This window comes from Virgibacillus natechei, assembly GCF_026013645.1.
Taxonomy (GTDB): domain Bacteria; phylum Bacillota; class Bacilli; order Bacillales; family Amphibacillaceae; genus Virgibacillus_L; species Virgibacillus_L natechei.
Window position 1 is genome coordinate 300218 of record NZ_CP110224.1, and the last position, 21890, is coordinate 322107.

At 38.1% G+C, this 21890-nt stretch carries 21 protein-coding genes and 6 tRNA genes; 24 read left to right on the forward strand and 3 right to left on the reverse strand.

Going from position 1 to position 21890, the window contains the following annotated elements:
- The first annotated feature begins 20 nt into the window (after positions 1-20).
- From OLD84_RS01860 to OLD84_RS01890, 8 genes are all read left to right on the forward strand, one after another.
- Positions 21-2690: a DEAD/DEAH box helicase family protein gene (locus OLD84_RS01860; protein WP_209463166.1), complete on the forward strand. Its 2670-nt coding sequence runs from the start codon at positions 21-23 to the stop codon at positions 2688-2690.
- 299 nt (positions 2691-2989) lie between these two features.
- Positions 2990-3062 (forward strand) — tRNA-Thr (locus tag OLD84_RS01865).
- Positions 3063-3117: 55 nt separating this feature from the next.
- The gene (locus tag OLD84_RS01870; protein WP_209463165.1) at positions 3118-3297 is read left to right on the forward strand and encodes an alkaline phosphatase; all 180 of its coding nucleotides are present in this window, start codon (positions 3118-3120) and stop codon (positions 3295-3297) included.
- A gap of 422 nt (positions 3298-3719) precedes the next feature.
- Positions 3720-4220 (forward strand): hypothetical protein, encoded by a 501-nt coding sequence (locus OLD84_RS01875; RefSeq protein WP_209463164.1) that lies wholly within the window; start codon positions 3720-3722, stop codon positions 4218-4220.
- A gap of 113 nt (positions 4221-4333) precedes the next feature.
- The gene (locus OLD84_RS01880; RefSeq protein ID WP_209463163.1) at positions 4334-4867 is read left to right on the forward strand and encodes a hypothetical protein; all 534 of its coding nucleotides are present in this window, start codon (positions 4334-4336) and stop codon (positions 4865-4867) included.
- The gene (locus tag OLD84_RS19415; protein WP_209463162.1) at positions 4774-5232 is read left to right on the forward strand and encodes an ABC transporter permease; all 459 of its coding nucleotides are present in this window, start codon (positions 4774-4776) and stop codon (positions 5230-5232) included. The genes OLD84_RS01880 and OLD84_RS19415 overlap by 94 nt, the downstream gene beginning before the upstream one ends.
- Entirely contained in the window at positions 5211-5588 is a 378-nt protein-coding gene (locus tag OLD84_RS01885) for a hypothetical protein (RefSeq protein WP_209463161.1), read from the forward strand. Before OLD84_RS19415 ends, OLD84_RS01885 begins: the two co-directional genes overlap by 22 nt.
- Before the next feature lie 377 nt (positions 5589-5965).
- Complete coding sequence (locus tag OLD84_RS01890) at positions 5966-6163, forward strand: hypothetical protein (protein ID WP_209463160.1); 198 nt, start codon at positions 5966-5968, stop codon at positions 6161-6163.
- A 45-nt stretch (positions 6164-6208) separates the two neighbouring features.
- Here the strand turns inward: OLD84_RS01890 and OLD84_RS01895 are convergent, their stop codons facing one another.
- Complete coding sequence (locus tag OLD84_RS01895; protein ID WP_209463159.1) at positions 6209-6934, reverse strand: YwaF family protein; 726 nt, start codon at positions 6932-6934, stop codon at positions 6209-6211.
- A 77-nt stretch (positions 6935-7011) separates the two neighbouring features.
- Positions 7012-7788 carry an enoyl-ACP reductase FabI gene (fabI, locus tag OLD84_RS01900; RefSeq protein ID WP_209463158.1) on the reverse strand — a complete coding sequence of 259 codons (777 nt, stop codon included), beginning with the start codon at positions 7786-7788 and terminating at the stop codon, positions 7012-7014.
- A gap of 249 nt (positions 7789-8037) precedes the next feature.
- On the opposite strand from fabI, the gene OLD84_RS01905 reads away from it, so the two are divergent.
- The 10 genes from OLD84_RS01905 (at position 8038) to rocF (ending at position 14889) form a co-directional block, all read left to right on the forward strand.
- Positions 8038-8112, forward strand: a tRNA-Glu gene (locus tag OLD84_RS01905).
- Positions 8113-8156: 44 nt separating this feature from the next.
- Positions 8157-8232, forward strand: a tRNA-Thr gene (locus OLD84_RS01910).
- Between the two features lie 55 nt (positions 8233-8287).
- Positions 8288-8372: transfer RNA gene (locus OLD84_RS01915), tRNA-Tyr, on the forward strand.
- A 14-nt stretch (positions 8373-8386) separates the two neighbouring features.
- Positions 8387-8461 (forward strand) — tRNA-Gln (locus tag OLD84_RS01920).
- A gap of 60 nt (positions 8462-8521) precedes the next feature.
- Positions 8522-8594, forward strand: a tRNA-Lys gene (locus OLD84_RS01925).
- A 447-nt stretch (positions 8595-9041) separates the two neighbouring features.
- Entirely contained in the window at positions 9042-10331 is a 1290-nt protein-coding gene (locus OLD84_RS01930; protein WP_209463157.1) for a hydroxymethylglutaryl-CoA reductase, degradative, read from the forward strand.
- The gene (gene mvk, locus OLD84_RS01935) at positions 10328-11290 is read left to right on the forward strand and encodes a mevalonate kinase (RefSeq protein WP_209463156.1); all 963 of its coding nucleotides are present in this window, start codon (positions 10328-10330) and stop codon (positions 11288-11290) included. The genes OLD84_RS01930 and mvk overlap by 4 nt, the downstream gene beginning before the upstream one ends.
- Positions 11291-11585: 295 nt before the next feature.
- Positions 11586-12563 carry a diphosphomevalonate decarboxylase gene (mvaD, locus tag OLD84_RS01940; RefSeq protein ID WP_209463155.1) on the forward strand — a complete coding sequence of 326 codons (978 nt, stop codon included), beginning with the start codon at positions 11586-11588 and terminating at the stop codon, positions 12561-12563.
- An 11-nt stretch (positions 12564-12574) separates the two neighbouring features.
- Positions 12575-13675, forward strand: coding sequence for a phosphomevalonate kinase (locus tag OLD84_RS01945; protein ID WP_209463154.1), 1101 nt, complete (start codon positions 12575-12577; stop codon positions 13673-13675).
- A 311-nt stretch (positions 13676-13986) separates the two neighbouring features.
- Entirely contained in the window at positions 13987-14889 is a 903-nt protein-coding gene (gene rocF, locus OLD84_RS01950; RefSeq protein WP_209463153.1) for an arginase, read from the forward strand.
- Positions 14890-15019: 130 nt separating this feature from the next.
- Here rocF and OLD84_RS01955 read toward each other — a convergent pair whose 3' ends face one another.
- Positions 15020-15172, reverse strand: a complete 153-nt coding sequence (locus OLD84_RS01955; RefSeq protein ID WP_209463152.1) for an aspartyl-phosphate phosphatase Spo0E family protein — start codon at positions 15170-15172, stop codon at positions 15020-15022.
- A 211-nt stretch (positions 15173-15383) separates the two neighbouring features.
- Between OLD84_RS01955 and sigW the strand changes: the two genes are divergently transcribed.
- The 6 genes from sigW (at position 15384) to OLD84_RS01985 (ending at position 21841) form a co-directional block, all read left to right on the forward strand.
- A complete protein-coding gene (gene sigW, locus OLD84_RS01960) occupies positions 15384-15947 on the forward strand; it encodes an RNA polymerase sigma factor SigW (RefSeq protein ID WP_209463151.1) in 564 nt (187 codons plus the stop codon).
- Between the two features lie 15 nt (positions 15948-15962).
- Positions 15963-16598 carry an anti-sigma factor family protein gene (locus OLD84_RS01965; RefSeq protein WP_264917261.1) on the forward strand — a complete coding sequence of 212 codons (636 nt, stop codon included), beginning with the start codon at positions 15963-15965 and terminating at the stop codon, positions 16596-16598.
- Between the two features lie 840 nt (positions 16599-17438).
- Positions 17439-18260 (forward strand): diadenylate cyclase CdaA, encoded by an 822-nt coding sequence (gene cdaA / locus OLD84_RS01970; protein ID WP_209463150.1) that lies wholly within the window; start codon positions 17439-17441, stop codon positions 18258-18260.
- The gene (locus OLD84_RS01975) at positions 18253-19524 is read left to right on the forward strand and encodes a CdaR family protein (protein WP_209463149.1); all 1272 of its coding nucleotides are present in this window, start codon (positions 18253-18255) and stop codon (positions 19522-19524) included. The genes cdaA and OLD84_RS01975 overlap by 8 nt, the downstream gene beginning before the upstream one ends.
- Before the next feature lie 87 nt (positions 19525-19611).
- Complete coding sequence (gene glmM / locus OLD84_RS01980) at positions 19612-20958, forward strand: phosphoglucosamine mutase (protein ID WP_209463148.1); 1347 nt, start codon at positions 19612-19614, stop codon at positions 20956-20958.
- Between the two features lie 211 nt (positions 20959-21169).
- A complete protein-coding gene (locus OLD84_RS01985; RefSeq protein WP_209463147.1) occupies positions 21170-21841 on the forward strand; it encodes a response regulator transcription factor in 672 nt (223 codons plus the stop codon).
- The last annotated feature ends 49 nt before the right edge of the window (positions 21842-21890 follow it).

Genomic DNA, 21890 nt, shown 5'->3' on the forward strand with positions numbered 1-21890 from the left:
GGTCAGTTAGGAGTTTAGAAATGAGTAATGAGCAATTTGAGTTATTAAATAATCTAAATTCATTAAAAAAGATGGACATGCTTCCTAAAGAAATACCAGACTCTATTCTTGAAAACATAAACCCTGATTTTGAGTTGAGAGAATATCAAAAAGAAGCTTTTTCGCGATTTATCTTTTATATGGAAAAATACAATGAAAGAGAAAAGCCTTCTCAATTGCTATTTCAAATGGCTACTGGAAGTGGAAAAACGCTTGTAATGGCTGGCTCTATTTTATATTTGTACGAGCTAGGTTATAGGAATTTCATTTTCTTTGTTAATAGTACAAATATTATAGAGAAGACAAGAACAAATTTCTTAAATGAGGAATCTAATAAATATCTCTTCAATAGTCGTATAAAAATCGGAAACAGATTTGTTACTGTTAACGAGGTGGACAATTTCCAAGGTGTTAATGAGAATGAAATAAATATTCATTTCACCACTACACAAGGATTACATCACAGAATGAATAACCCTAAAGAAAATTCTATAACTTATGAAGATTTTATTGACCAAAAAATAGTTATGCTATCAGATGAAGCTCACCATTTAAACGCTGAAACAAAAGCACTAAAGAAAAAGAAGCTTAATCAAAACGAATTTAGGGAGTTGTTAAGCTGGGAATCTACGGTAAACAGAATCTTTTCGTCAAATAAAGAAAATTTACTTTTAGAGTTCACAGCCACAGCTGAATTAACTGAGGAAGTTATTGCAAATAAATATAAAAATAAGCTGATTTATGATTACAACTTGAAAAAATTTTATGTACATAAATTCTCAAAAGAAGTTAAGGTTCTTCAAGCAAACTTGCCTACAATAGAAAGAGCTTTGCAAGCAATAGTTTTAAGTCAGTATAGATATAAGTTATTTGCTGACCATAACAAAATAATTAAACCAGTTGTTATGTTTAAAGCGAATTATATCAACCCACCTAAAAGACTAGACGAAAACACAGTTGTTTCTTCAGAGTTTAAAGAGGAGTTTATTAAAAAAATTGATAATCTAAACGCGGCTGATTTGCAGGGAATTAGAGAAAACTCTGAAGAAGATTCTATTATAAAGAAAGCATTTGATTATTTTGAACAAAGTGGAACAACTCTTGAAAATCTCGTTATGCAGCTGAAATTGGCTTTCTCTGAAGATAAATGTATTTCTGTTGATAGTTCTCAAGAAAACAAAAGAAATCAAATCATAATCAACTCATTAGAGGATAATAATAATCAAATTCGTGCTGTGTTTGCAGTAGACTCTTTAAATGAGGGTTGGGATGTCTTAAACCTCTTTGATATAGTAAGACTTTATGATACTCGTGACTCAAGAAATGGACAAGTTGGGAAAACAACAATGGCTGAAGCTCAGTTAATTGGTAGAGGAGCAAGATATTTTCCATTTCAATTAGATAGATCACAGCCTTTATATAATCGAAAATATGATGATGATTTAGAAAATCCACTTAGAGTATGTGAAGAGCTTTATTATCATAGCTCACATAACCCACGGTATATACAAGAATTGAATAAAGCACTTGATACGATTGGTATTAAGCCTTCAAATACTGTTCAAAGAAATCTTATACTAAAGGAAGATTTTAAGAAAAGCGACTTTTATAAATTGGGTGTTATATGGGTAAATGAACTTAAAACAATTAATAACTCGGAAATTGTTGGATTGGCAAATAAAATCAAAGAGAAGACTTTTAAGTTCTCTTTAAATACTGGTTTTACCTCAGAGCACAGTCTAATAAAGGAAAGACCAGAGGACCTAGACCAAGATTATGAGGTAGTTGAAAAAACTGAGAAAATACTAAGTTGGTTTGGAGGATCAATAATAAGGAAAGCATTACAACGAAATCCTTTTTATAATTTTACTAACTTAAAAACTCATTACTCTAACTTAAAATCCATTAGCGAATTTATAAGTTCAAAAGAATACCTTTCAAATTTAAGAGTTGAATTAACTGGAACGAAAAAGCAATTTACAAGTATAAATCCAGAACAGAAGCTAAACATTGTTTCTCATATTTTAAAAGATATTTCAAAAGATATTACTAAGGATTCAAATAAGAAATATGGTTCCAAAACATTTACCGCTCAAGGTATAAAACATGTTTTCAAAGATAAGGTTTTAAATTTCAACTTGTCAGATGGTGAAGATGGAGAAAAGGGTTTTCCTATGAAGGATCCAAAAGTTCCTTCAAATTATTTAGATTTGAACGCAGAAGAATGGTACGCATTTAAAGAGGATTTTGGCACTTCTGAGGAGAAAAAATTAGTCTTGTTTATGAAGTCTGCATATGAAGAACTAAAGAAAATATACTCTGAGATTTATCTATTACGAAATGAAAGACATTTTAAGTTATATAGATATTCTGATGGAAAAGTTGTTGAACCCGACTACGTATTATTTTTAGCTAAAAAAGGTGAAACAAAACAGTTAATATATCAAGTCTTTATAGAGCCAAAAGGTGGTCATCTTTTAGAAAAAGACGCTTGGAAAGAAGAGTTTATAAAAGAAATTAAAAATGATTACGAGGTAAAAACAATTTTCCAAAATAAAGATTATAACTTAATTGGCTTACCTTTTTATAACAATGAGGATGTTAATAAAAAAGAAGAGTTTAAAAATGAATTTTATAATCTTATGATTTAGCTCTATGCTACTTTTAATAGTGGCTATATGAGATGGCTCGCTCAAAGGGTTGCTCAGAATCTCTCTGTTGCAATTACCCTTTGTGAGCTGATTAATTAATCACTTAATTCAACTGAGTGGGCTGGTCGAGTTTCTTCCTATTATATAGTGGTCATATTTTACTCCAAAAGAATTACCCCACAGACCACCTTACACACTTCACTAGCCAACCCCTTGACTTTTATCTGTTACTACATTACAATAATTCTTGTCCGCTTCAAAAGAAAAGTGGTATGTAGAGTTGAAATGCTCTCAAATATGCTTCCATAGCTCAGCAGGTAGAGCACCACCATGGTAAGGTGGGGGTCAGCGGTTCGAATCCGCTTGGAAGCTCTAGTGAAAATAAGCATCTAATCCTCATATAATAGGATCAGATGCTTGTTTTTTTATGGATAGAGAAGTTCGTGCAGATAGTGAAACTGGCGGTCATACCGGTAACATGGTCCCTGTTTTTGCTGAAGGAGTAGGTTCTGAGAAGTTCAACGGAACATTAGACAATACGGATATTGTACAAATTATCGCAGAGATATCTGAAATGGACTTTGAGCCTGGAGAAATCATGCAGTAAACTGTTATATAATGAAAAACCAGTTGTGTGATAATCACATGGCTGGTTTTCTTTTGCTTGAAGAAAGGATGCTCCTTCAACAAAGCTGGATATAATATTCTAGCCTGTTTCCGCTGCCAAGCAAGTCAAGAATTTCCTGTGATAGGTTGCAGCTAAAGGAATTGAAAATTTATGTCGCCATCTTGGGGAATATGAATAAAAGAGTAATCAAATGCAAGGCGTCACGTTTTGATGCTGTAAAGGTGTTTTAGATTTTATTCATTCCTCACTGACATCCTAAACGCATAATAAGCTTGCCCTTGTATTTCCTCCTCCCATTTTGCATGAACATTAAAAAAATATGTGCCCTCTTCCTCAGGAGCAGTTTATTGGTAACATCAACCTTTGATTCATTGCCTTTATGAAATTGAGTTACTTCAATTATGTCGGGAGGAATTGGTGTACCTACATACGCGCCGGTTACATGTGTGGTAAAAGTTAGAACGTTTCCTGAATTCACTCTAAATGACCGATCGTATGTTATTTCTTCTTCTGGGTCTCTAGGATTTATAGAACAATTACTTTCATCCCAACAATATGAATACCTATTGGTAGGTATATTTATATTTCCTCCATCTAAAGAAATTTCAGGTGGTCTGGTGGATTTATTGTCTTCTTCAGTCTCGTCATTGTCGTCTGCCGCAACGAGTACGAATGATTCAGAATCAGTATCTTCATATAGCAAACAGATAACTAATTATCTCGTAGTTTATTCGGATCGTGATGTTCCGCCAAGTACGCATTACTATAATGTAGGTGGATGGACTGGAACACTTAGCTTAGACCGTTGGCAATCGACTGGAACGGAAATACTTGCTTACTATTCTGGTACTGTGAATTGCTCAGGTCCGTGTGTAATGACAAAAAGTCCAGACAATGAATGACATAAGTATAGAGGATTTTACTGAAATTGAAGAGAACCCTTGTCTAATGGGGTTCTCTTTTCATTAAACATGCATTTATAACGAAACAAAAATGAAGCATATGGAGGACTGTTATGATAAACATGTTTTTATTTGAACTGAAAAAAATAGTTAAGTCTACTTTCTTCTTTATCATGCTTTTATTATTTTGTTTGTTTATTGTGGGTTATTATGTATTTGTTTACATCAATACCGTTCGGGCTGATGAATTAATTACTGAAATTGAAAGCAGTGTACATATTCGAGAAGAAAATATCGAAGAACTTAAGGATTTGAATAGTGATGATGAAAACGGGGACAGTCAACTGGAACAGGAAATTCAATTTAGCGAAGAATATCTTGCGAGAGAAAAAACAACATTGGAGGCTTTTCAGAATAAAGATTGGTTCACGGTCTTGAACCAGGAAATTAAAATTGATGAGGAATCTGGAGTTCGATCTTCAAACATACAATATAATACGTCATCATTCCAACATCTTTTACATCAGAAACACGTCTGGAACATACCGAGTGGATGCGGGATAAAAATATTCAGCCTATTCTCCCACTTGGCATTAATTCATGGATTACGGTTTATGATATTGACTTTGGAGTTCATTCTTGGGTAGAGGAGTTTGTTAAAGACCGAAGTACAAAGTATTCCTCTTCAGCTCTTTATTTCCTGCATCATTTCTTCCAGATGCTATTTGGCCTCATTGGTCCAGTATTTTTCCTTTTACTATTAGGCGATACAGTTACGAAAGAAGGATTGGGGAGAAATGGCCCGATTCACCTATTAAGAACTCAGCCAATTCATCGATATAAAATTTTACTAAGCAAATTATTCGCAGGCTTGGCTGCTACTGTTTTGGTTCTCCTCGGCACAAGCTTATTCGCTATATTGATAGGTACGATATTTGACCGATTTGGAAGTTGGGATTATCCAGTGTTAATTTATGGGCATACAGCTTTATGGAAATGGGCGTATTTCTGATTCACTCCGCTGTACTCTCCTTTATGGTTCTATTATTCTGTTATTCTTTACTGTTCTTATTTTCTATTATAACAAAAATGGCGTTGCTGGCTGTTGGATTAACGATTGCTACTATTTTTATTGGAATCCAGTGGAGTGGACAATTTACATTATCTGCTTTTGCTCCTTATATTCCATTTCACTATTTCTCCGTATCGGAAATAATTACGAATGAATTAGCAGTGACATTAGATAACTATAACTTTTCTTATACAACAGGGTTAATCGTTTTATCCATGTATAGTATTATAATTTTTCTTTTGACCTATTTAGTATCTTTTTTTCAAAGAAAAATGACTCATTCTTCGAAAAATTAAAGCTAGTAAAATAGGGTAATTGTCAGGTATTTCGCTCGTGCAATGCGGAAAGAGGCAACGCTAACACTTTTACATCGTTTAAACATTTCTTGAATCGGCCGCGAATTACAGCTCCACAGAATTTAATTTATAGAAATACACCAATAGATTAACCCGGTGAATAAAGAAAAACCATCCGCGTAATTAGCACACGGGTGGTTTTTGGACTGGGATTGCGCGTAAATGCTCGTCCCACCGAAAACATTTGTACATCGTTAACCCCCTCACTAATGAGTTTTACTATATCCTCTTGTTGTCAGAATTCTTAAATACTGTTGTATCAGCCGTCTCCTTAATACAGAGTGAAAATACAATAACAAATAAGGAGGTGGTTGATATTGTCTTGGAAAAAAGTAAGTCCTGCTGATAAAGGTGGTAAAAGAAACAAAAGACAAGAGTCTCCTAGAAGCGTAAGAGGGAGAGAGTGGCCAGTTGTTCCGAAAAGTACAAGAGATAACGTTAAGAAGAAAGAAAAAGTAAGTCCTGTTAGAAGAAATAAATGTGGATGTGGACGAAGTAAAAGAGGCTATCTTTAATGTAATGTGATGAAAAGACACCTATATAGGTGTCTTTTCATTTAGCTAGCATTTTCTTATTTTACATATCAGTTTATACAGGCCAAAAAGAGCAATGAACATAGCTAAGGCTAATAAACAAAGATTGATGTAATACCATATCCCACTGCCTAGAAAATCAAGCGGGGTGCTAGCGGTAGGAGTATGGGAAAGAAATAGATAATTGGAATTCAATACGGGATTAATAATCAATCCGGTAATGGCAGCATATAGCAGTAAATAACCGTATGCTTCCATAGTAGATTTAAAAGTGATCGCGACCGAACGTGTTATAACAAGGAAGATACTCACCCATGATATAACCATATGCTGAATGAAAAACATCAAGAAACGAAAGTGTGGGAATTCATAATGTAGTTCAGGTGTTAGCAGTGCCATAACTGCAGGGATCAATCCGATAAAAAAGGTGAAAATAATTAATTTTTTGTTATGAGTAACAAGTGCAATAGTTGCTGTTATACCTGCCATGCTACAAAGATGCAGTGGAATGTAATATTCTGCCGTCCATATCCCATTAATAGACGCCCATATATGGTAGGATGCTTCTGATAAAACCAATAAACCAAAAAGGGTCCACCTCGTCGAATTGTATAAGGAGCGATTAGCCTTTATTTTTTTATAAGTGAGTAAAAGTATAATAAGACCAATGACGTATATAAACAGCATGGCGATATGACTTGTCCCAAACCAAGTAAAAGGTTCCCCCTCTAGGTTTAAGAACCATTCTCGCATATGAATCCCCCCTTCAAACAGAAAGAGACGCTCACTACTTTGATATGCAGGTAAACGTCTCTACTCTTATTCTATAATTAACCACCAATAATATGATAACCAGAATCTACATGTAGTATTTCGCCGGTTATACCTCTAGAAAGTTCACTTAGAAAGAATAATGTCGTATCACCAACTTGCTCCTGGTCGACATTTTGACGCAGTGGAGCTTTTTCCTCAATAATTTCAGCTTTTTCATTGAACCCAGATACACCTTTAGCTGATAGTGTGCGAATAGGGCCTGCGGAGACTGCATTGACACGGATTCCGTACTTACCTACATCTTCTGCTAAATACTTTACACTAGCCTCTAGAGATGCTTTTGCAACACCCATCACGTTGTAATTTTTAATAACGCGCTCAGCACCCAAGTATGTTTGCGTGACGACACTTCCGCCTTCTGTCATCAATTCCTTAGCAGCTCTTGTTACGGATACGAGTGAGTATGCACTAATCTCTTGCGCCAATAAGAAACCTTCACGAGAGGTGTCCGCATATTCTCCTTTTAACTCATCACGATTAGCAAAGGCAATAGCGTGCACAAGTCCATGAATAACGCCAACTTTTTCTTTAATTTCACCAAAAGCCTTATCAATGCTTTCATCACTTGCAACATCGCAGGAAACAATTAATGTTGCCTTGATATCATTTTTTTCAAGAAGTTTGGTCAGTTTTTGATAGGATCTTTCCTGTCTATTCGTGAAAATTAAATTAGCACCTGCGTTATGTAACGATTTCGTTATACCCCAGGCAATGCTTCGCTCGTTTGCAACACCCATGACTACTATATTTTTCCCTTGCAATAAATTTGACATATGTTAACCTCCAATGTATAGTTCTGTTATTCATTATAACCTACTTGTTTTCTTTAGAGAAACCAAATTGACAAGTATTTAATTATTTTCAGTGGTTACTTTGCTTAGGAGATATATCGATTCATACGTACGGATAAAAAAATATTTTAAAAAAAATCATTTACCCCTTTACAAAGGGAGAATATCTGGTTATAATAAGATTCGTCAGTTTGTGACAAAGCCATTTCAAAGTAGAGTACTTTTTTTAATGGCCCGTTGGTCAAGTGGTTAAGACACCGCCCTTTCACGGCGGTAACACGGGTTCGAATCCCGTACGGGTCACCAATTATTATTATAAGTGAAATGTAGAATGAGTAATTATTTTATTTGCCGGCCTAGCTCAACTGGTAGAGCAACTGACTTGTAATCAGTAGGTTGGGGGTTCAAGTCCTCTGGCCGGCACCATTTTTATTTTATATAAAATTTAATGTATAAAAAAATTATACTAGTCAACAATATCGGAGGGGTAGCGAAGTGGCTAAACGCGGCGGACTGTAAATCCGCTCCCTCAGGGTTCGGGAGTTCGAATCTCTCCCCCTCCACCATTACTTATATTTGTTGGGCTATAGCCAAGCGGTAAGGCATCGGGTTTTGATCCCGTGCATCCCAGGTTCGAATCCTGGTAGCCCAGCCATTTTTTTGTGTCTAAAATGTGGTTTAATAACGTAATCAGGCAAGCAAGCTACACTATCACGAGCCATTAGCTCAGTTGGCAGAGCATCTGACTTTTAATCAGAGGGTCGGAGGTTCGAATCCTCCATGGCTCATCATGCGTAAATAAAATCTAGCTATACATCGCAAAAAATAGGAGACGTAAAATGAACAAGGTCGTTTATGAAAGTAGATGGCCTTGTTTATTTGCATTTTTGGTTATTTTTTTACATAATAGATAGAGTGTTTTTTAGCAATAGAAACGTATAAACTCTCCTATTGCATAAGTGCGGGCTAGGCATTAATTGAAAGGCTTGGTAAATGCCAAGTTTTTAAGCTAGATGAGGTCGGCGTCCTTTTGGGGCACGTACTTAGGGAGAGTAACGTAATAGGATTATAAGAATCAACGGACAATACTATTAAAGCTTTGTTACAGAATGAATATTTTTAAATAAAATAGACATATACGTGTTATAATTTTGATGTAGAGAATTTTTATACTAAAATGTTAAAATAGAATGTACCTTTTTAAATAATTATGATAGACAAAAGGATGATAAGGTATGAAAACCTCCAGAATTCCTGGTTTTTATAATATGACTGTTGATGAGCGCAGAAATTTATTAAATGAAATGCATACATTTACAGAGGAAGAGGCAACTAATTTATTTTCAACTGTTCCATTATCAACAGACACTGCTGATAAAATGATTGAAAACGTGATTGGTACCTTTCCCTTACCATTAGGTTTAGGGTTGAATTTCTTAATAAATGGGAAAGAATATGTAGTACCAATGGCAGTAGAAGAGCCATCTGTAGTTGCCTCAGCAAGCTATATAGCTAAAATCGTTCGAAATGCTGGTGGTTTTACTACTGAAGCAACCGAAAGAATTATGATTGGTCAAATACAAGTAGTGGGTAGTCCTGATATTGATGCTGCAAAAGCAGCTCTTGAAAAAGAGAAAGAATCATTAATAGAAGATGCGAATGCAGCATATCCAAGCTTGGTAGCTAGAGGTGGCGGTGCAGAGGACCTGGAAGTAAGAGTATTGAACGGGGAATCAAATTCTAAATATGGTCAGATGCTAGTTGTACACCTATACGTAAATACATGTGATGCAATGGGCGCAAACATCATTAATACGATGGTGGAGTCGTTAGCCCCTACAGTAGAGGTTTTGACGAAAGGGAAAGTATATTTGCGAATTTTGTCTAATTATGCAGATAAGTGCCTGGCGCGTTCACGTTGTGTCATACCTCCTAGCTTATTGGAAACTGGGGAATATACAGGTGAAGAAGTCCGTGACGGTATTGTTCATGCTTTTGAATTTGCTGCTTCGGATCCGTATCGTGCCGTAACGCATAATAAAGGAATTATGAATGGGATTGATCCGGTTGTAATTGCTACAGGGAATGACTGGCGTGCAGTTGAAGCTGGAGCACATGCTTATGCAGCTCGTGATGGTCAGTACGGATCGATGACAACATGGTCAACAGACGTGTCGGGTAACCTCGTAGGAGAACTCGAATTGCCGATGTCAGTCGGATCTGTAGGTGGGTCTACACAGGTTCATTCCATGTCTAAGATTGCATACAGTATGTTAGATATTGAATCGGCCCAAGAATTAGCCCAGGTCATTGTAACAGTAGGGTTGGCACAAAATCTTGGAGCACTAAAAGCGCTAGTAACGGATGGTATTCAAAAAGGTCATATGGCCTTACATTCTCGCTCTGTTGCAATTGCGGCAGGGGCTTCTGGGGAGATGATTGATATTATTGCTGAACAATTAATTAAAGAAAAACAAATCCGTGTTGGAAAAGCTAAAGAATTGGTGGAACAAAATATAAAATGAGTATACAGAAAGCAACAACAACCGAACAAACAGCTATAGGAGTAGCTCATAGTAAACTAATTTTGATTGGGGAGCATGCAGTTGTACACGGACAACCTGCAATTGCTATTCCCTTTCCGTTAGTGGGCGTTGAGTCCGTCATCGAGTATGTACCAGGTTCAGTTAAACTGGATAGTTCTTTTTATCATGGTCCACTCGAGTCCGCACCTGAATCGTTAAGTGGCATCGCAACTTGTATCAAAGAAACATTGAAGCACCTCCAATTACCATGTAAGGATTTATTAATTACGATTAATTCATCTATTCCACATGGAAAAGGTCTGGGTTCAAGCGCATCGGTAGCTATATCTCTAACGAGGTCTCTATTTGCATATGCTAATGAGGAATATACGGAAGCTGAATTATTAAAACTTGCAAATATTGCCGAAACGTATGCTCATGGTGCTCCAAGTGGTATTGATACACTCACCATTACTTCTGAATCACCCGTTTGGTATGAAAAGGAGCATCCGATTGACTTAATTAATCTTAGTGATGACTTCCATTTTGTTGTAGCGGATTCTGGGAGAATTGGTGATACACGCTTGTCAGTAGAATCTGTAGCACATTTATTGATGTCTGCACCGAAAAGAATCCGTTCAAAGCTTGATCGCATAGGTGAATTAACCCATCATGCAAAATACGCTTTAGAAAAAGCTGGCAAAACCCTATTAGGGCAAATGCTTAATGAAGCACAGAAAGAACTGGAAACCCTTGGTGTAAGTGATGCGGGACTAAATCGGCTTATTTACTTTGCGCGTCAAGAAGGTGCTTTAGGAGCCAAGTTGACAGGCGGAGGTAATGGAGGCTGTATTATAGCACTGGCTCAAAATGAAGTACACTCCAGACAGCTCGCTGAGAAGTTGAGGAAAGTTGGCGCTCAGGCTGTTTGGCCATTTGTTTTAAAGAAACAAGAATAGAGATATAGCGGATATTCAAAAAGTCCGGTAAAAATGACACATCGGGATAGAGGATCTTCGACTAAGTACCGACACGTCCTGTGTCGAACGTCGAAGTCACCACATCCTGTGGAAGCTCGTTGGCTTGCTTTTCCGTTCCTTGGAAAAGAAATACACTTTTCCTGCGTGCTAGAACGTTTGCTCACGTATTAATTACATACGCTGTGTTACTCAAAGCTACGCCGCCTCGAACTTCTCGGTCCTTTTTATCCTCCTTTTTGAACACGCAGATATAGCTGAAAAAGGGGAAGAAACGATGAAGGCGACTGCTACAGCACATACAAATATTGCCTTAATTAAATATTGGGGAAAGCGTAACGAATCGTTGATATTACCGACAAATAGTAGCCTTTCCCTAACGTTAGATGGATTTCGCACAACGACAACAGTAGATTTTCGAGATGAATTATCTCAGGATACGTTTACGCTAAATGACGAAATCATTTCAGGTGAACAGTATAATCGTGTTACAGCATTTCTTGATCTTATCCGGCGGTCTGCTGGAAAAAATAATTTATATGCGGCTGTTCAATCCATTAATGAAGTTCCGACTGCAGCTGGGTTCGCATCATCGGCATCTGGTTTTGCTGCACTTGCTGCTGCAGGGTCGAAATCAATTGGGTTACAGGTAACGGATCAAGAACTGTCTCGCTTAACCCGTCAAGGCTCAGGCTCAGCTTGCCGATCGATCTATGGAGGTTTTGCCGAGTGGAAGATGGGTGAACAAGCCGATGGTTCCGATTCGTTCGCTGTTCCAGTAGCACCAACAGAACATTGGGATATTCGTGTTGCTGCCGTAATTTTATCGGATACGATGAAGAAAGTGTCGAGTCGTGAAGGTATGAAACGTACGGTCGAAACATCTCCTTTTTACTCTGGTTGGATCGACAGTATACCATCGGATATGGAACAAATGAAAAAGGGTATCGCAAATCGGGACTTTGAAAAAGTAGGAAAAATTGCCGAAGCGAATTGCTTGAAAATGCATGCAACTACTTTAGGAGCAAATCCGCCTTTTACATATTGGCTGGACACAACCTTAGCTGTTATGCAAACAGTGAGATCAATGAGAGATAAGGGAATTGCAGCATATTTTACAATTGATGCAGGGCCTAACGTGAAAGTTCTTTATTTACCCGAAGATGAAAAAAATGTCGAAAAGACACTCCGTGAAACACCTGGTGTAACAGATGTAATCTTAAGTAAATCCGGGCAGGGAGTAACCTACTATTAGGGGGTGATCGTTTGCCTAACACACCTATGACGATTAAAGTGCCCGGGAAATTGATGATAGCTGGAGAGTTTGCTGTACTTGAACCCCATCATCACTTGGTTGTCATGGCAGTTGATCGTTTTGTTTATGCGAGTATCCAAAAAAGTGATACCAACAGCCTGACACTGCAGGATTTTCAGCTAGAGGATCTTACTTGGGAATATAAGAATAGTGAGGTTAAGATTTCTTCCAATGATCGACGTACCCATTTTGTAGGGGATGCCATGACAACCGCTGTTACATATTTAAAGGAGAATTCGATAACGCCTGATCCATTTGCCCTGTCCATAAAGAGCGAATTGGATGATGCGTCAGGGGTGAAATATGGTTTAGGATCAAGTGCAGCTGTCGTAACTTCGGTTATCGCTGCGATCTTAAAAAAATATTTACCTGATTCTCCTGATCCAACGCTGGTTTTCAAACTTGCAGCTATTGCACATGTGAAGACACAGAGAAATGGGTCCGGTGCAGATGTAGCAGCATCCTCTTATGGTGGATTTATTAACTATTCTTCCTTTCAGGCGGAATGGCTGCTTAAAGAATATGAGAATACAACGAATCTGATTGAATTGGTTAGAAAAGAATGGTCTTATTTTTCAGCAGAAAAAGTAAAGCTACCGGAAAATATATATGTATGTATTGGCTGGACCGGTAAACCAGCTTCAACTAAAAAACTCGTCAATGAAATCCTGCAACTGAAAAAAGACAACCCCGCTCCATTTCGACAATTTCTTACTATTAGTGAGCAAGCTGTTCGAAATGTTTTGCAAGGTATGAAAGAAGCGAATACCTCCCTTATGATGGAAGGCATGAAGCAAAACAGAGCGGCATTAGCGCAAATAGGTGAAGCGGCTAATGTTGCCATTGAAACCCCTCTACTCACACAATTATGTGATTTGGCCGAGGAATATGGTGGCGCTGGCAAGCCTTCAGGAGCCGGTGGTGGTGATTGTGGAATTGCGTTTATGCCATCGAAGGAAAAGGCCTATGAATTAGAACGTGCATGGGAGAAAGTGGGAATTAAACCATTAATTCTTCAGCCGAATGAACAAGGTGCTTTAGAAGAAGCATAAAGTAAAACTTCATTCAGTAGAGGTTTCAACGCACAGGACGTGCTAATGCCGGCGTTGCGATAGGACGTCGCGACCTTAGCCGGTGGACGCACAAAATTTTTCGGTGGGACGAGCATTTACGCACAGTCCCAAGGGTTTTCGGTGGGACGAGCATTTACGCACAGTCCCAGGACGTGCCGTATTTAGTCAACCTGCCGTTAAACTGCGATAAATCTAGTCCAGACCCGAAGAATGTATATATATGCAAAAAAATGTCGAGTTGAGTCACTCGACTTTTTTTTACTACAATAATTAACAAGGAGGTAGAAACCATGCAAGATAATATGTCAATCATTGGAGTCCCTATGGATTTAGGCCAAAGTCGCCGTGGAGTAGATATGGGGCCAAGTGCGTTGCGTTACGCAGGTGCTATAGAAAAACTACAAGAATTAAAAAATGATATACATGACTTAGGTGATATAGCGATAGCACGTCCGGATACTGCAAATGCAGTTGAAGCGTCTAATTTAAAAAACTTGAAACAAGTCATGGAAGCAAGTGAGGAGTTGGCTTCCATTGTGGATCAGGAGATTAAAAAGAATCGATTCCCGGTCATATTTGGTGGAGATCATAGTATTTCAATCGGAAGTTTAGCAGGAATAGGCAGGCATTACGAAAATTTAGGAGTTATTTGGTACGATGCACACGGTGATTTGAATTCGAGTGAAACATCCCCTTCTGGTAATATTCACGGAATGCCATTAGCGGTTAGCTTAGGTATTGGCCATGAAAAACTAACCAATTTAGCAGGATATGCACCTAAAATAAAACCAGAGAATATTGTTATTATTGGTGCTCGTTCCCTTGATCCTGGTGAAAAGGAATTAATTCGTGAAAAGGGAATTAAAGTATACTCGATGCATGAAATTGATCGACTAGGTATGCCGAATGTAATGAAAGAATCGATTGACTATTTGAAGGGACGCACAGATGGTGTTCATTTAAGTCTAGATCTTGATGGTTTAGATCCTTCCGAAGCTCCTGGCGTGGGAACCCCCGTAATTGGTGGGGTTACATATCGCGAAAGTCACTTAGCAATGGAAATGCTTGCAGAAGCAGAAATTCTAACATCGGCTGAATTTGTTGAAGTTAATCCAATATTAGATGATAAAAACAAAACAGCGGCCGTCGCAGTTGGTTTGATGGGCTCGTTGTTTGGTGAAAAATTGAAATAATACATTCACACACAAAAAAGACATTAAACTTCTGTGGTTGGAGAAATTTGATGTCTTTTTTGTTTTACCCTATTTTTTTCTTTTTCTAACTTACTATATCTGTAGAATCTTCGGAGTTATTGGCGCACGATTATTGTGCGTAGTTTTGATATTCATTGATGAGGTTATCTAGCTTTATGCTGGAAGCTATCACAGCCTCAGAAGTTAATTCATGTGAATCACTTAATGCTATCATTTCATGTCGACATTCTTCGATTTTTTCTAATAATACAGCTTTACCCACAAAAATATCCTCCTATCCAGTATAATATACTATAAAAGTACCCGGAAAAAAGCAAGTATAAACAGCGATTTTATTTAATTATTTTTAGTAGCAGGAGAAAAATGTGAAATTTAATAAGTGCAACTAGGTCCCCTAAAGGCTTGTTTCTAATTTTGAAACCTTTCATAGATTCAATTCGTAGCATAAATACCGCACTTGCGGAGGTAAATATATGGATCAACTAATTAAAGATAAAATAAAACAGGTGAAAAAGGGTGATCAGTTGGCATTTGAATATGTGGTCGTCTTTTATCAGGATAAAATTTATCAGCACTGTTATCGAATGCTAGGTAATGCACATGAGGCGGAAGACGTAGCCCAAGAAGCATTTATAAGGGCCTATATAAACATCCATTCATTTGATGATCGTAGAAAGTTTTCGACATGGTTATATCGAATTACGACGAATTTAACGATTGACCGTATTCGAAAGCGAAAGCCGGATTACTATCTTGATGCTGAGATTAAGGGGACAGAAGGGTTGGATATGTACTCCCAGCTCACAAGTAACGACCGCTCACCTGGAGAGGAAGTGGAGAGTCGGGAGCTACAGCGCTATATTCATAATGAAATAGCAAAGCTTCCGCCGAAATATAGAAGTATCATTATTTTACGGTATTTGGAAGAATTTTCGCTTCAGGAAATTAGCGATACCTTGGACACCCCGTTAGGAACGGTTAAAACACGTATTCACCGAGGAAGGGAAGCGTTACGAAAAAGACTTCGCCATGTCTAAAGGAGTGTGATTAACTTGAATTATCATGATGAGGCTATAGGTTATATGCATCGATATTTAGATGGAGATCTAAAGCAAGTAGAAGAAAAATTCTTGCGTAGACATTTGGAACAATGCGAAACGTGTCAGAAGCACTTCCATGAATTGAATCGAACGATCACACTTCTTCAAGGAGCAGAGCATATCCAAGCACCAGTTAATTTTACAGGGCCAGTTATGCAAAAACTACCTGTCGAGAAGAAAAGCTTAAAATATTTGCGTTGGTATAAAGCACACCCGATAGCCACGTTGGTACTCGTATCATTAATTTTCTTAATGAGTGCTGTATTTTCAACATGGAATCAAGATGGCGATTTAGTTGTGTCGAAACAGGAAGGTCTAATTATTGAAGGTGATACAGTGATCGTTCCTTCCAATGTGACGGTTGCTTCCGATTTATTTGTTAAAAATGGTGATTTAATCATTGAAGGAACGGTGAATGGAGATATTACACTAATTAACGGGCAACTTGTCGATGATGCTCCAATGGAAAATGAATCATTAATGGCTTCAGCTGGCGAGGTTAACGGAGAGCTCCAGCAAGTGAATCAATTTTTTGGTTGGATATGGTATCAAATTAAGGATTTCTTTCAAGGTGTCTTTGCTTTATAAGCAGGTAGGAAACCACCATGGCGGTCAAGATCATACCACCACCATCTACAATGAAAACACTGATTTAATTATTTAATATGATTCTTCACCAAAATCTTTTGTTGACAAACTAGCTGTAATTATAAATTATAGTGCTGCTGCGGAAAAACACTACGCTTTCCGTGGGCTTGAGCTCAGCCAGTTCGCTTTTTTTCCTGCGGGGTCTTCCCACTGCGCTTTCCCACAGGACAAGGAAGGCTACGGAAGCATTTGCATCGCACGAAGAAAATTGGTCCTGAATTTTCGAGGAGTCTCCGTGTTTTTCCTCCGCTAGCTAGTCTTATTGCCATATTTATTAACTAATATCAACCATAGATTTTAGTGTTGACCCTTTAATATTAGTTGTTTTCATACAAAAGTATAGACTCCTGCAGTTGATATAAATATCGACGTAACTAGCTATTATGTGATTGAAGCAAATAAAGTTGCAATGCAGACACCCAGCGGCGGAAATACACGTAGACTCCAGCGGGAGGATAGGCATAGGTGAGACTCTGAAATGCTTTGGCATGAAGAGGCTCACCAGCCGCCCTAAGGTGCGCGAAGTGTATTTCCAGAGCGGGCGATAAATTATGTCGTACTTTATAAACCTTGGCATTTACGAAGCCTTTAATGCCGGGTGCCCTAATTGCAGTAGTAAAGTTCTATACATTGCCTATCTGCCAAAAACATAGGAAATCGCCCGACACAAACGCCAGTCGTATTTTGATGCATGTAAACTGTTAATTTATGTTATACTAACTAATGGTACTATTCGTTGATGTATGGATGTGACTTTTATGTATAAAGGGATGTGTAATCATGCTTGATGGGGGATTTAATCTTGTAAATGTGCTAAGAATAGGCGTAGATATAGCTCTCGTCTGGTATGTATTATATAAGGTAATCATGCTAATTAGAGGCACAAAGGCAATTCAGCTTTTAAAAGGAATTATTGTTGTTTTAGCTGTTCGAATGATAAGTATTTTATTTAGTCTACAAACGATAGAATGGATTACACAACAAGCCATTTTATGGGGCTTTCTTGTCATTATTATTTTATTCCAACCAGAGCTGAGAAGAGCATTGGAACAGCTAGGTAGAGGGAACATTTTCTCGAGAACCGCCAAATCAGAAGAAGAAATAATTGAACAAAATATTGAAGCGATTATACAATCATGTAAATATATGGCGAAAAGACGCATTGGTGCATTAATTTCACTTGAACGTGAAACAGGGATAGGCGATTATGCAGAAACAGGAATACCGATAAATGGACGATTAACCCATCAACTGCTTACGAATATTTTCACACCAAACACACCACTTCATGATGGTGCAGTCATTATTAAAAGAGAAAATATTGTGGCCGCGGCTTGTTACCTACCTTTATCCGAGAGCCCTTTTATATCAAAGGAGCTAGGGACAAGACACCGAGCAGCAATGGGAATTAGTGAGGTTACGGATGCAATCACAATTGTTGTGTCGGAGGAAACAGGCAATATTTCGTGTACGCGTAATGGAGAATTACATAGAGAATTGGATCTGGAAAGTTTACGTAAATTATTAAATGAAAGTTTATCTTTAACTCATAAAGCCCCTGAAAGAAAGTCTCGGAAATGGAGGGGAAAAAAGGATGGATAAGTGGTTCGAGAGTAAATGGTTTGTAAGGATTATCTCATTGGGATTTGCGATATTACTATATGTGATGGTCAGTATTGAAACAAACACGGCAGAAAATGATAGTTCGTTTTTCCCTGCAGCTTCTGAAGAGATACAGACGCTTGAAGAGGTGCCAGTAGAAATACGTATAGATCAAGAGTCCTATGTTGTAAGTGGTGTTCCAGAGTATGTTACGGTTTCTCTAGAAGGTGTAGCCAGTGTCCTAACTCCAATCGAAAGGCAACGAAATTTTGATGTGTTCGTCGATCTGGAAGGGTTAGGAGAAGGCGAACATGAAGTAGAAATTGAGCATGAGAATATACCAACTGATTTATCCGTATTAATTGAGCCGAAACAAGCAGTAGTGACGATTGAAGAGCGAGCTACACAAGAGTTTCCGGTGGATGTTGATTTCATTAACACGGAAATGCTGGCAGATGGATTTGAACTTGGTGATTATGAAGTAGATCCGGGTGAAGTAAGCATCACGAGTTCCAGAAGCGTGGTTGACCAAATCGCGGTAGTAAAGGTATTCGTTAATCTATCTGAAGTGGATCAATCCATTAACAACCGCGAAGTGCCTATTAATGTGTATGATGCACAAGGTAATGAGTTAAATGTGCGTGTGGAACCTGAAAATGCTGTTGTTTCTGCTGAAATAGACAACCCAAGCCGTACAGTTCCAGTGAATATTTTAACGACAGGTGAGTTGCCAAATGGATATTCGTTATCTTCAATTTCGCCTGAAATGGATGAGTTGGAAATTTTTGGGACAACCGATGTATTGGATGAAATAGAGGAAATTTCCTCAGAGGAGATCGATTTGTCGGAAATTACAGAGTCAGGGACAGTTGACGTGAGCCTATCTTTACCAGATGGCGTTGCATCGGAAACGGGAGAAATAAATGTTGAGCTAGAAGTTGAGGAGCTAGAAGCCGAGGAAACAGAAGCCGAGGAAGCAGAAATTGAGGGAACACGAACGATGGAAGACGTTCCAATTGAACCAGAAGGCCTGGAAGATGGACAAGAAATCACATTTATTGATCCCAGCAGCCCAGAAATGGATATAACGATTGAAGGTGGCGAAGACGTTCTAAGTGAATTAACAATAGAAAATTTTAGTATATCTATCGATGTTAATGATCTGGAAGAAGGTGAACATACCTTATCTGTAACAATTGAAGGGCCAGATAATGTTACAATCACGGAAGAAGAATTTGAAGAAGTGACAATTGAAATGACATAATGCTTTAACGAAGATTATAGAAAAGAATGTAAATAATCGCTCTCACTTGGTTAAAGGTTGAATTGGATATAAAGGAGAGGTATAGCAATGGGAAAATATTTCGGAACAGATGGTGTGAGAGGAATAGCAAATAAAGACCTCACACCAGAAATGGCTTTTAAATTAGGACGTTTTGGAGGCTATGCGTTAACAAAAGAAACGCAAAAAGCTAAAATTATAATTGGCCGAGATACACGAATTTCCGGATATATGCTTGAAGGTGCGCTTGTAGCAGGCTTGCTGTCTATTGGGGCAGAAGTTATGCGTGTCGGTGTTATTTCAACACCTGGCGTTGCCTACTTAACAAAAGCTACAAGTTCACAAGCTGGCATTATGATTTCAGCATCACATAACCCAGTAGAAGATAATGGTATAAAATTTTTTGGTTCAGATGGTTTTAAATTATCAGATGAACAGGAAAATGAAATTGAAACCCTAATGGATGGTGTTGACGATTTACCACGCCCTGTTGGTGCTGATATTGGTATTGTTAATGATTACTTTGAAGGTGGCCAAAAATACCTCTCCTACTTAAAGGATACAATTGATAACGATTTTGATGGAATGCAAATTGCATTAGATTGTGCACATGGCTCCACATCTACCTTGGCGACACATCTATTTGCAGATCTAGAAGCAGACATATTCTCTATTGGTTCATCACCGGATGGATTGAACATAAATGATCATGTAGGTTCTACAAATCCTGAAAGATTGCAGGCACTTGTTACGGAAAAAAGTGCTGACATTGGACTAGCATTTGATGGCGATGGAGATCGCTTAATTGCTGTTGATGAAAAAGGAAACATCGTTGACGGCGATCAAATCATGTTCATTTGTGCAAAATTCATCAATGAAAAAGGACTATTAAGGCATAATACGGTTGTATCAACGATTATGAGCAATATAGGCTTTTATAAAGAATTGGAAAAGAATGGGATGAGCAGTAATAAAACAGCTGTTGGCGACCGTTATGTCATGGAAGAAATGCGAAAAGGTGGCTATAACTTTGGTGGGGAACAATCAGGCCATCTTATTTTCTTGGATTATGTGACGACTGGTGATGGGATGTTGTCAGCGATTCAACTCGTTAATGTGATGAAGGAAACCGGCAAGCCATTATCAGAGTTAGCAGAAGAAATGAGCATCTACCCGCAGGTATTAAGAAATGTAAAAGTTAGTAGTAGAAATGAAGCACTGACAAACCCACGTATTAATAGTGAAATTGAAGCGGTTGAACAAGCACTAGGAGATGAGGGCCGCGTACTAGTACGACCATCCGGAACAGAACCCCTCGTTCGTGTAATGGTGGAAGCACCAACGAATGAAGCGTGTAATAAATATGTGGATCAAATTGTAACGGTTATTGATGATTTGTTAGGGCTGAAGGACTAACTACGTTTTGCAAATTGGAGCCGCTCTCTGTAAGGGGGAGCGGTTTTTTCTCGTTGCATAGGGGTACAAGGGAGGGGACAAGGGGACAGGCACCTCGTCCCGGGGACATCCTTCCCCGAGAGGCTATGGGGACAGGGAACCTGTCCCTCTGTCCCATCCCTCTGTCCCATGATAAGATCAAATTATAAATTTACTGCTGGAGGAACTTCATATGATTACCATTTTAACCGTTGATGACGACCCGCATATCCGTGAGCTTTTGCGTTTTTATTTACAGAAGGAAGGCTATCAAACGATTGAAGCTGTAGATGGAGAAGAGGCTTTGGGTCATTTAGAAGAGAGAAGGGTGCAGCTAGCTATTGTTGATATAATGATGCCAAATATAGACGGCTATGAGCTTTGTAGAGAAATACGAAGTTACTATGATATCCCCGTCCTGATGGTAACAGCTAAAGGTGAAATTTCAGATAAGGAAAAAGCCTATGCAGCGGGAACGGATGATTATATTGTAAAGCCTTTTGAGCCCAAGGAAATTCTATTTCGCATTAAAGCATTGCTTAGAAGGTTTCAACTGGTAAATGAAGAGGTTATTCATATTGGTAACACCATCATTAATCGAAAAAGTTATGAAGTAAAATCTAATGGAAAAAGTATGACGATTCCACTAAAAGAATTTGAACTTCTCACACAGCTCGCGAGCTATCCGAACAGAATATTTACCCGGGAGCAGTTAATTGTACTTGTTTGGGGGAATGATTTTGAGGGGAATGACCGTACGGTTGATGTACATATTAAGCGTCTTCGTGAACGATTTGCTGCCAATGAAGAAGATTTCAGCATAAAAACGATTAGAGGATTAGGGTATAAACTGGAGATAACCTAAGGATATAGAGTTAATCCTCTGTTCATACAATTTGACGACGATGACAGGT

What these genes read in the sequence shown, in the direction of transcription:
- OLD84_RS01860 (WP_209463166.1), top strand. Translation starts at nt 21, where the DNA reads ATGAGTAATGAGCAATTTGAGTTATTAAATAATCTAAATTCATTAAAA.
- OLD84_RS01870 (WP_209463165.1), top strand. Translation starts at nt 3,118, where the DNA reads ATGGATAGAGAAGTTCGTGCAGATAGTGAAACTGGCGGTCATACCGGT.
- OLD84_RS01875 (WP_209463164.1), top strand. Translation starts at nt 3,720, where the DNA reads ATGTCGGGAGGAATTGGTGTACCTACATACGCGCCGGTTACATGTGTG.
- OLD84_RS01880 (WP_209463163.1), top strand. Translation starts at nt 4,334, where the DNA reads ATGATAAACATGTTTTTATTTGAACTGAAAAAAATAGTTAAGTCTACT.
- OLD84_RS19415 (WP_209463162.1), top strand. Translation starts at nt 4,774, where the DNA reads ATGCGGGATAAAAATATTCAGCCTATTCTCCCACTTGGCATTAATTCA.
- OLD84_RS01885 (WP_209463161.1), top strand. Translation starts at nt 5,211, where the DNA reads ATGGAAATGGGCGTATTTCTGATTCACTCCGCTGTACTCTCCTTTATG.
- OLD84_RS01895 (WP_209463159.1), bottom strand. Translation starts at nt 6,934, where the DNA reads ATGCGAGAATGGTTCTTAAACCTAGAGGGGGAACCTTTTACTTGGTTT.
- fabI (WP_209463158.1), bottom strand. Translation starts at nt 7,788, where the DNA reads ATGTCAAATTTATTGCAAGGGAAAAATATAGTAGTCATGGGTGTTGCA.
- OLD84_RS01930 (WP_209463157.1), top strand. Translation starts at nt 9,042, where the DNA reads ATGAAAACCTCCAGAATTCCTGGTTTTTATAATATGACTGTTGATGAG.
- mvk (WP_209463156.1), top strand. Translation starts at nt 10,328, where the DNA reads ATGAGTATACAGAAAGCAACAACAACCGAACAAACAGCTATAGGAGTA.
- mvaD (WP_209463155.1), top strand. Translation starts at nt 11,586, where the DNA reads ATGAAGGCGACTGCTACAGCACATACAAATATTGCCTTAATTAAATAT.
- rocF (WP_209463153.1), top strand. Translation starts at nt 13,987, where the DNA reads ATGCAAGATAATATGTCAATCATTGGAGTCCCTATGGATTTAGGCCAA.
- sigW (WP_209463151.1), top strand. Translation starts at nt 15,384, where the DNA reads ATGGATCAACTAATTAAAGATAAAATAAAACAGGTGAAAAAGGGTGAT.
- cdaA (WP_209463150.1), top strand. Translation starts at nt 17,439, where the DNA reads ATGCTTGATGGGGGATTTAATCTTGTAAATGTGCTAAGAATAGGCGTA.
- OLD84_RS01975 (WP_209463149.1), top strand. Translation starts at nt 18,253, where the DNA reads ATGGATAAGTGGTTCGAGAGTAAATGGTTTGTAAGGATTATCTCATTG.
- glmM (WP_209463148.1), top strand. Translation starts at nt 19,612, where the DNA reads ATGGGAAAATATTTCGGAACAGATGGTGTGAGAGGAATAGCAAATAAA.
- OLD84_RS01985 (WP_209463147.1), top strand. Translation starts at nt 21,170, where the DNA reads ATGATTACCATTTTAACCGTTGATGACGACCCGCATATCCGTGAGCTT.